Raw genomic sequence first — 8,196 nt, 5'->3', positions numbered from 1 at the left:
GGGTACAGGGCGGAGCTCCTGCGGTTTCTAGCTGAAGGGGGATCCTATCTTTTGGCGCTTTTGGCCGCATTTAGCCCTGTAGCCCTAGGCTAGCTGGACTACCCCCTATTGTTTGGTGAAGTTCCTCTTCTGTCCAGTATTCTGCTATACTCTGCCTGCTTGGCTCGAATCTCGACATTTTTTAGGAACTTCGGCTGGCCCCACGCTTATTCGCCGCCACCCCGCTTGGGAGGTGGGCCTAAATAAGACTCGACAACGGTCAACAATTCCCTCTCGGAAAATGGCTTGCTGAGAAACTCGTTGGCCCCGGCCATGCGGGCCTTGATCCGGTCGGTGAAGCCGTCCTTGCCGGTGAGCATGATCATGGGGGTTTCGCGGAACTGGCTGGATTTGCGCAACATGGCGCACAGCTCATACCCATCCAATTTGGGCATGGCCACATCGCAGAGGATCATGTCGGGGTTGAGGAGAAACACCTGTCCCAGGGCTTTGAGGGGGTTGCCGATAGTGGTGACCTGGTAGCCCTCGTTTTGCAGGATGAACTCCACAGTTTTTTGGATGGCCATGGAGTCGTCGATACAAAGGATGTGGCTGGGCTTGTCGCTGGGTTTGAGGGGACGAGTGCGCTGGGGCTCGGCGATCAGGACAGGGTCGGAGAGGTGGATTGCCCCTTGGCGAACATAGGGATAGATGGCTTTGGCCACTGCCAGGGTGTCTCGGCCCAGGTAGCGACCCATCTGGCGAATGCTGGTTTTGCCGTCGGACCACTCGCTCAGGGCTTTGAAGACGGGGGCGGGCAGGGTTTGCTGGAGCGGCAGGGGGTTGAGGATGGTGGGGGCTTGGTTAGGAGCTTGGATATAGGGATGCAGCTTTTTCCACTCCTGCACCTGGGTGACCATCTCAGTAAGCAGGGGAGTGACGGGGAAGGTGGTCAATTGCGGGGCCAAGGGGGGTCCGGCTTCGAAAATGAAGGAGCCCTGGTGGAGGCTGAGCAGGTCAAAGAGGACTTCCCGCACCATGCCCAGCAGGATTTGCTTGCCTTGGCTGGGGTTGAGCTTGTGGCTTTCCAGCAAAGACCAGAGGCGGTTGTACTCGGGGGCATTGACCGCTGCTTTGTGGGGGATCTCAACTTCGTCTAGGGCAGCTTCCAGCTTGAAGCGGCGCAGGTAGTCTCTGAGGCGGGCAGTGCTCCCTTCGCCTTCAGAGGCATAGATGATTTGCCCATTCAGGAAAAAGACGAACCAGTAGATAGAGGGCCTGGCCTCTACGAAAAGCTCACCGGTGCGCTGGCCCAACTCGATCAATTGAAGGATGCTGCGGATATCGATCTCTTGTAATCTTCCCTGCATGGGATCCCTGCCTGCAGTCAGCAAGATATGACCATTATGACGCTAGTCTCTAGTGGCTGCGGCCCTGCTTGTAGGACTATTTTGGAAACGGAGTTAAAGTTTTAAAAAGTTGGGGTTAAGCTTAGAGCCGAGTGCCTGCATTCCGAGTATCCTCGTATCCTCTAGAGCCTGGTTCCTGCAAGACGTATGCTGCCGCAATTCACTGCCTGGGTGCTGGGTCCGCTACTGGGGATCTACACCGTCCTGTTTGTGCTGCGCATTTTCCTGTCTTGGTATCCGCAACTGGATACTTCTCGACTGCCCTATTCCCTGGTGGTTGGCCTGACGGAGTTTCTGTTGCGCCCGACACGCCGCTTGATCCCGCCCCTGGGGGGGGTGGACATGGCGCCTGTAGCGTGGGTGGGTCTGGTTACCCTGTTGCGGGAGCTGTTGCTGGGACAGCAGGGATTGTTGACGATGGCCCTGCACTAGAGTGCTTTCCTAAGGATTATTAGCGGCCCTGCAAGATAGGGATCCGCGCGGCGGGAGTTTGCGCAAGCCGTGCAGGAGCTCCCGCCTGGATTTCCTCCTGCATCTGCTGCAGTTGCCGGATCAGTTCGGGCACCACCTGGTAGAGATCCCCAACGATGCCGTAGTGAGCAAATTTGAAGATGGGGGCGGCGCTGTCTTTGTTGATGGCGATGATGGTCTGGGACTTGTCCATGCCGACGCGGTGTTGGATGGCACCGGAAATGCCGCAGGCGATGTAAAGCTGGGGGCGAACGGTCTTGCCGGTTTGCCCCACCTGGTGGGCATAGGGGATCCAGCCGGCATCCACAGCCTTGCGGGAGGAGCCGACGGCGCTGTTGGGGAAACAGGCGGCCAGCGCTCTCATCAGCTCAAAGCCTTCTGGAGATCCCAGCCCGTAGCCACCGGAAACGATCACCTTGGCCCGCGTCAGATCCACCGCCTGGGAGAGGTTGCGCACCGTTTCCACAATGTGCAGCTTGAGATCCTCCGGCTCCAAGTTGACCGGCACCGGGATCACTTCCCCTTGGCGGGATCCGTCCCATGGCAAGGGCAGCATCACGCCGGGGCGCACGGTGGCCATTTGCGGGTTTTTCCAGGGGCCGAGGATACGGGCTTTGAGGGACTCACCAAAGCTGGGCCGAATCGCGTACAGGCATTCGGGGAAGAAACCAGACTTGTCGGGATCTCGGCTGTTGCTGTACTCGAAGGGGCCGATGTCAAGCTCGGTGCAGTCGGCGGTCAGGCCGGTTTCCAGGTGGGCGGCCAGACGGGGGGCTAAGTCCCGACCGGTGGTGGTGGATCCCAGCAGGATGGTGTGGGGTGGCTGGGGCCAGCTTTTGAGCAAGTCCAGGATAACGCGGCGGTAGGGCAGGGTGCGGTATTCGGCCAACTCGGGGTGGTCGGCGATGAAGACCTGATCCGCCCCGTGGCCGATGAGGATTGGGGGCAGGTGAGCGATGTTGTGGCCGAGGACGAGGGCACTCAAGGTCGCTCCCAGCTTATCGGCCAGCCGTCGCCCCGCTCCCAACAGCTCCAGGCCAATGGGTTGCAACTCACCCTTGATCTGCTCGGCGAAGATCAACACCCGCTTGTGCTCCATAGAGCTTACGACTCCTCATCGAAGTAGAAAGGCTGGGAAGTTTCGTCAATTCCTACACAGATTTCCGCAACTTAGTGATAATTCACCCAACAGGTTTGGGCGGGCTGCAACTGAGAAGTCAAGGAATGGGTTGAAAGGGTGGAGTTAGCAGAAGGGAAAAGAGGGTAAAGCCTAAGAGGTAGCTAGGTAGAGGCTCAAGTCAAGTGCCTGAGCCAATTCCTTCACCAGTTGCGGCACGGGCTGCCCTTGAAAGACCTGACAGTTGCCACCGATTTCCCCCACTTTTTCGGTGGCGGCCACGATGGTCGGGGATCCCTGGAGGCCGCAGCGCTTTGGATCGGCCCCCACATCGTCCAGGTTGAGGATCTGGATGGCCTCGGCCCGTGCCGCCTCATCCCTCATCAACCGCTGCACCCGCTGCACGCCGCGTAGGGTGGGATAGGCCAGACGTCGCGCTGAATTGGCCACCGTGACCAAGGCCGGCAGCGGCACCGCCACCGTTTGGGATCCCCCCTCGATGGCCCGCCGCGCCACCAGGATCCCATCGCGGATCTCAAAGGCCTCGCAATAGGTAACCTGAGGGATCCCCAGCCGCTCGGCCAACTGGGGCCCCACCTGGGCTGTGTCGCCGTCGGTGGTCTGCAGCCCGCAGAAGATGACATCGGGCCGGCCCGCATAGCGAACCGTGTGGGCCAGGGTGTAGGCAGTGGCCAAGGTATCCGAAGCGGCCAGGCGGCGGTCGGTCATCAAAATGCCCCGATCCACGCCGTGGGCAATGGCCTCGTAGAGCACCTCAATGGCCGGCGGTGGCCCCATCGTGATCGCTGTCACCCTCGCCCCATGTTGCCGTTTGGTTTGCAGGGCCGCTTCCAGCGCATAGCGATCGAAGGGGTTCAGCATCCGCTTGGCCTTGGCCCGGTCGATCGTGCCGTCACTGTTAATGCCGGCTTTGGCATTTTGATCGGGAACTTGCTTAATGAGGACAAAAGTTTCCAAGGATATCAGCTCCCTAGCGATCCCCTCCAGACTAAGAGGGATCCCTAGGCAGCAGAAACTTATTCAGCTTTTTTTCGGGATCGGAAACGGTGAGCACTCTGATGAGCACTCTTCAGTCGCCTTTCTCAGCACATCAGTTGCTCAAGTTTAAGTAACTTTAAACAAAGTTTGAGATATTCCCTTGCTGCTGCGCCTCGCTTGCCATCTCTAACCCAGCAACGCAAATGCGATTAAAACCTACCTCTCTCCCAAGAGAAGTCTGGGATCCCTGCTGCGAAAAGCTTGGAGAATATCTTGCTGGAATGACTGAGCCAATGAGCTGGGTTCCTCACCTGCCATCGGGAAAAGCCGTCTGGCCAGCAAGAAGCGTTCACTGTCTCTGCAAGTCAACAGACAGCGCTTCACAGACAGCGCTTCAAAGTTGTTGTGTGATTCTCCAGATCAGGCGATCATTCGCTCGGATTGGGGGGGAAGCAAGCTGTTGTCAAATACTTTCTCCAGAGGCGGTTTGGCAGAGAGGCCAAAGCCATCCACCACCTGAGCAATCGCGGTTTCCATCCGGGCAGGCACCACGTCCCCCAAGCCGATTTCCCGCACCTCCTCGGTAACAAACAGACGCGGCATAGCTAGGGTGAGACGCAGTTTCTCAATGGCCGTGTCCAGCACCTGCCCTTCGGCTCTGGCTTTGTCCAAAAACGCCAACATATTGCCGTCGGGGTCGCGGATGGTGTCTTGCCAGCCCTTGACGTAGGCCCTCAAGAAAGCTTTGAGTTGCTCCGGCTTCTCGCGCAGCAGTTGCACGCGGGTGATGACGGCATTACCGTATAGCTCAAGGCCATAGTCGTTGTAGAGAAAAGGCGTGATGTCGTTCAAGCTAACGCCACCCCGCACCAAATTGGGCATGGCCGAGGTCATAAAGCCGCTAATTGCGTCCACCCGGCCTTGGATCAGGAAGGGCTCGCGTAACTGTGGCTCCATGGTTAGCCACTCTACTGAAGCCGGATCGATGCCGACTTGCTTGGCAAACACCGGCCAGAGCCGACGCGGCGCATCTCCTGCAGGCGCCCCCAGCTTCTTGCCCGCCAGTTGGGCCGGCTCTGTAATGCCTCTGCCTTTCAGGGTATAGATGCCGAAGGGAGAGCGGTTGAAGTGAACAAAGATCGCCACCAAGGGCACATCCGGGTTTTTGGCGTTGAACTCGATCATGGAGTAGGGATCCCCTTCCCCCAGGTCGTACTGGCCAGCAGCAATCTTAGTGATGGAATCGGCAGAGCCAAAGCCGCGCTCGTAGGTTACTTCTAGCCCCTCTTCAGCAAAGTAGCCCTTCAAGATCGCAGTTCCAAGGGGGGTATCCATCGAGGAAGGCAACCAAGAAAGGGTGAACTTCAGGGGCGTCAGGCCCTGGGAAACCAGAAGCGGCCCGCGGCTCTGGGCCTTGGCCTTTAGCCCGCCAACGGCCACCAGAGAGGCAGCCGCAGCAGCAGATTGCAGGAATTGGCGACGCGACGATTTCGAGATGGACATATCCATATGCTCCGCAGCACCTGGCTCAGTAGGGATCCGCAGGGGGAAAGGTGGCAAAACTTGACCTGAGCTGACAACAGCTAGCAACCAACCTAGCAAGGTGGGGCCAAGCTCTTGTATTTTAGGATACCTTAAAGCCCGATCGAGAACTCTGTTCCACCGGTTTCTCAGATTGGTTTTCGCAAGGCAGGTAAGGGCAGTGTCTAGCTGGGGAGGATCTGTTCTTTTGTCAAAGCCGGTTGGTTGTCGATATGATAGTGCTTCTTGACATCCCTGGAACTTCCCTCGAGGTCTGCCAACGCGAACCGCTATGGCCACTCAACCCCTATCCACCTCCCTGATTCGGTTCCTCGCCGCCGCCGTATCCGAGAGCATTCAACGGGCGGTAGCCGCAGGCCAACTGGGATCCCTAACACCTGAGCAGGCGGCAGGGGTTACTCCCGTGATCCAGATCCCCAGCGATCCCCGCTACGGCGACTACGCCTGTCCTACCCCCTTGGGGATGGCCAAGCTCTGCCGCATGGCGCCGGCCCAAATTGCCCAAACCCTGCAAAAACACCTGGATCTGCCGGACATAGAAACCGAGGTGGCAGGCGGTGGGTACCTCAACTTCCGGCTGGGGGATCCCTTTTTGGCCGAGCGATTGCAAGAGCTGTTGCGGTTGGGGGAAGATTTCGGCAAAACCGCTGCCCCCCATCCCGAGCGCATCCTGCTGGAGTATGTTTCCGCTAACCCAACGGGGCCGCTGCACGTGGGACATGGGCGCTGGGCTGCCGTCGGCTCGACCCTGGCCAACCTGCTGCGCTGGACGGGGCACCAGGTGGAGCGGGAGTTCTACATCAACGATGCTGGCAACCAGATGCGGCTCTTGGGCCAGTCGCTAGAAGTGCGGGTGCGACAACTGCAAGGCGAAGAGGTGGCTCTGCCGGAAGATGCCTACCACGGCAGCTATTTGGTCGATATCGCCCGGCGGCTGTTGGATCAGGTCAAGGCCGGGATCCGCCCTCTGCCCACCACCCCGGAAGAGTACACCGATTTTGCTTACCAGGAAATGCTGGCCTGGCAACAGCAGACCCTGCAACAACTGCGCACCGAGTTCGATCACTGGTTTAGCGAACGCCGCCTGCACACCCCCGATCCCCAGACAGGGCTGAGCGCCATCCAACAGGCTTTGCAGGAGCTGCAGGAGCGCGGCTTCCTCTACAGGGCTAAGGCGCCGCGGGGTGAGGATCCCAAGCCGGGGGCGGAAGAGGCCGTCTATTTCAAAACCCAAGAGTTTGGCGACGACAAGGATCGGGTGGTGCAAAAGGCCGATGGCTCCTTTACCTACCTGGCCGCCGATATTGCCTACCACCGCGACAAAGTGCGGCGGGGCTATCAGCGACTCATCAACATCCTCGGCTCGGATCACCACGGCTATATCGGTCGTTTAAGGGCGGCGGTGGGCGCCTTCAGCCCAGAGGTCAAGCTGGAGATCCTGATTGGACAATTTGTCAAATTGTTCAAAACCGACCCGGAAACCGGCGAGAAGACCGAAGTGCGCATGTCGAAGCGCACCGGCAATTTTGTCTCCTTAAACGATCTTATTGAGGATCCCGAAATTGGCGTGGGGGTCGATGCAGCCCGCTGGTTTTTGCTCAGCAGCAGCATGGACAGCCCCATCAACTTTGATTTGGATTTGGCCGTCAAGCAAACTTTCGACAACCCGGTGGTCTATGTCCACTACAGCCATGCCCGCTGCTGTACCCTGCTGCGGCGGTTACAGGAAGAGGAACAGGTGCAGCTAACCGCCACAGTTGCTTTGACGGAGCAGCAAAAACTGCCCTACAAAGAACCTGAAGAGCGATCCCTGCTGCTGCGCCTCTTGGCCCTGCCCGATGAGCTGATTGCCGCTGCCGAAGAGCGCGCCCCTCACAAGATCATTCGCTATGCCGAGGCGATTGCTGCCGATTTCAACAAGTTTTACGACAACTGCCGCATTTTGCCCCTCTTAAAAGAGGATCCTCTTTTGGCCCAAGCCCGCATCCAATTGGTGCAGGCCACGCGACAGGTTTTATTTAACGTGCTCACCGGCATTCTCGGCCTGAGCGCGCCAGAGTCGATGTAGATGTTAAGTAAAACCGATCCCCATCCCAAGACGAGAGGGAACTTGGGGATCAACTGCCTAAGTTTCGACTCTGTGGGCGCGCAAGAGCACGTTGGTTCCCAATCCCTCTTGGGCCATCCAAAAAGCGCAAATCCACCACGAAACCTCGTCTTGGCGATAAATGCCACGGGTGAGGGGATAGGATTGCAAAAGGTCAGCCATCTGCGATAAAGCTGGCACCTCAGCCGCATAATTGGCCCACACTTCGGGATCCAGATCCTCGTAAACGTAATCGGACGGGAAATATAGGTGGCTTGCTTCTAGGCCGGGCCGGTCGGTCAGGAGTAGTTGAGCGGGGTCAGAAGACTCACATCCCAAGCGATCCCCGATTTGAAACGTGAGTTGAAACAAGCGGTTAATCAGATCGAATTGTTCGGGGTTCATAATTTCAGAATTCCCAACTTGCGGGTGTGGGGTGAGCATCAGAATTGACAGGTGCGACGGCTGCGCTCCAGCTCCGGCTCGATCCAAGAGAGGGCAAAGTGGCTCACACAAGGCAACTGCGGAAAGCGGCGGGCCAGGGATCCCATCTGGATTTCCAAGCTGGGGCGTTTTCGCTGCGCTTGTCCCCA

At 58.3% G+C, this 8,196-nt stretch carries 7 protein-coding genes; 2 read left to right on the top strand and 5 right to left on the bottom strand.

Features of this window, described 5'->3' with window-relative positions:
- Positions 1-206 precede the first annotated feature (206 nt).
- A complete protein-coding gene (locus NW863_RS11000) occupies positions 207-1,349 on the bottom strand; it encodes a response regulator (RefSeq protein WP_414366354.1) in 1,143 nt (380 codons plus the stop codon).
- Between the two features lie 186 nt (positions 1,350-1,535).
- On the opposite strand from NW863_RS11000, the gene NW863_RS10995 reads away from it, so the two are divergent.
- Positions 1,536-1,820: a YggT family protein gene (locus NW863_RS10995; protein ID WP_414366353.1), complete on the top strand. Its 285-nt coding sequence runs from the start codon at positions 1,536-1,538 to the stop codon at positions 1,818-1,820.
- 19 nt (positions 1,821-1,839) lie between these two features.
- On the opposite strand, the gene NW863_RS10990 is transcribed toward NW863_RS10995, so the two are convergent.
- The 3 genes from NW863_RS10990 to NW863_RS10980 form a co-directional block, all read right to left on the bottom strand.
- Entirely contained in the window at positions 1,840-2,958 is a 1,119-nt protein-coding gene (locus tag NW863_RS10990) for an electron transfer flavoprotein subunit alpha/FixB family protein (protein ID WP_414366351.1), read from the bottom strand.
- Positions 2,959-3,129: 171 nt separating this feature from the next.
- Positions 3,130-3,954 carry an electron transfer flavoprotein subunit beta/FixA family protein gene (locus NW863_RS10985; RefSeq protein WP_414366349.1) on the bottom strand — a complete coding sequence of 275 codons (825 nt, stop codon included), beginning with the start codon at positions 3,952-3,954 and terminating at the stop codon, positions 3,130-3,132.
- A gap of 441 nt (positions 3,955-4,395) precedes the next feature.
- Complete coding sequence (locus NW863_RS10980) at positions 4,396-5,478, bottom strand: ABC transporter substrate-binding protein (RefSeq protein ID WP_414366347.1); 1,083 nt, start codon at positions 5,476-5,478, stop codon at positions 4,396-4,398.
- Positions 5,479-5,788: 310 nt separating this feature from the next.
- Here NW863_RS10980 and argS point away from each other — a divergent pair, with 310 nt between their 5' ends.
- Positions 5,789-7,585 carry an arginine--tRNA ligase gene (gene argS / locus NW863_RS10975; RefSeq protein WP_414366345.1) on the top strand — a complete coding sequence of 599 codons (1,797 nt, stop codon included), beginning with the start codon at positions 5,789-5,791 and terminating at the stop codon, positions 7,583-7,585.
- Between the two features lie 57 nt (positions 7,586-7,642).
- Here argS and NW863_RS10970 read toward each other — a convergent pair whose 3' ends face one another.
- Complete coding sequence (locus NW863_RS10970; RefSeq protein ID WP_414337410.1) at positions 7,643-8,008, bottom strand: hypothetical protein; 366 nt, start codon at positions 8,006-8,008, stop codon at positions 7,643-7,645.
- Between the last annotated feature and the right edge of the window lie 188 nt (positions 8,009-8,196).

The sequence above is a fragment of the Synechococcus sp. B60.1 genome (assembly GCF_047462555.1).
Classification (GTDB): Bacteria; Cyanobacteriota; Cyanobacteriia; order Thermostichales; family Thermostichaceae; genus Thermostichus.
The sequence above is the reverse complement of the archived record's forward strand: the minus strand, read 5'-3'. Positions and strand labels throughout refer to the sequence as shown.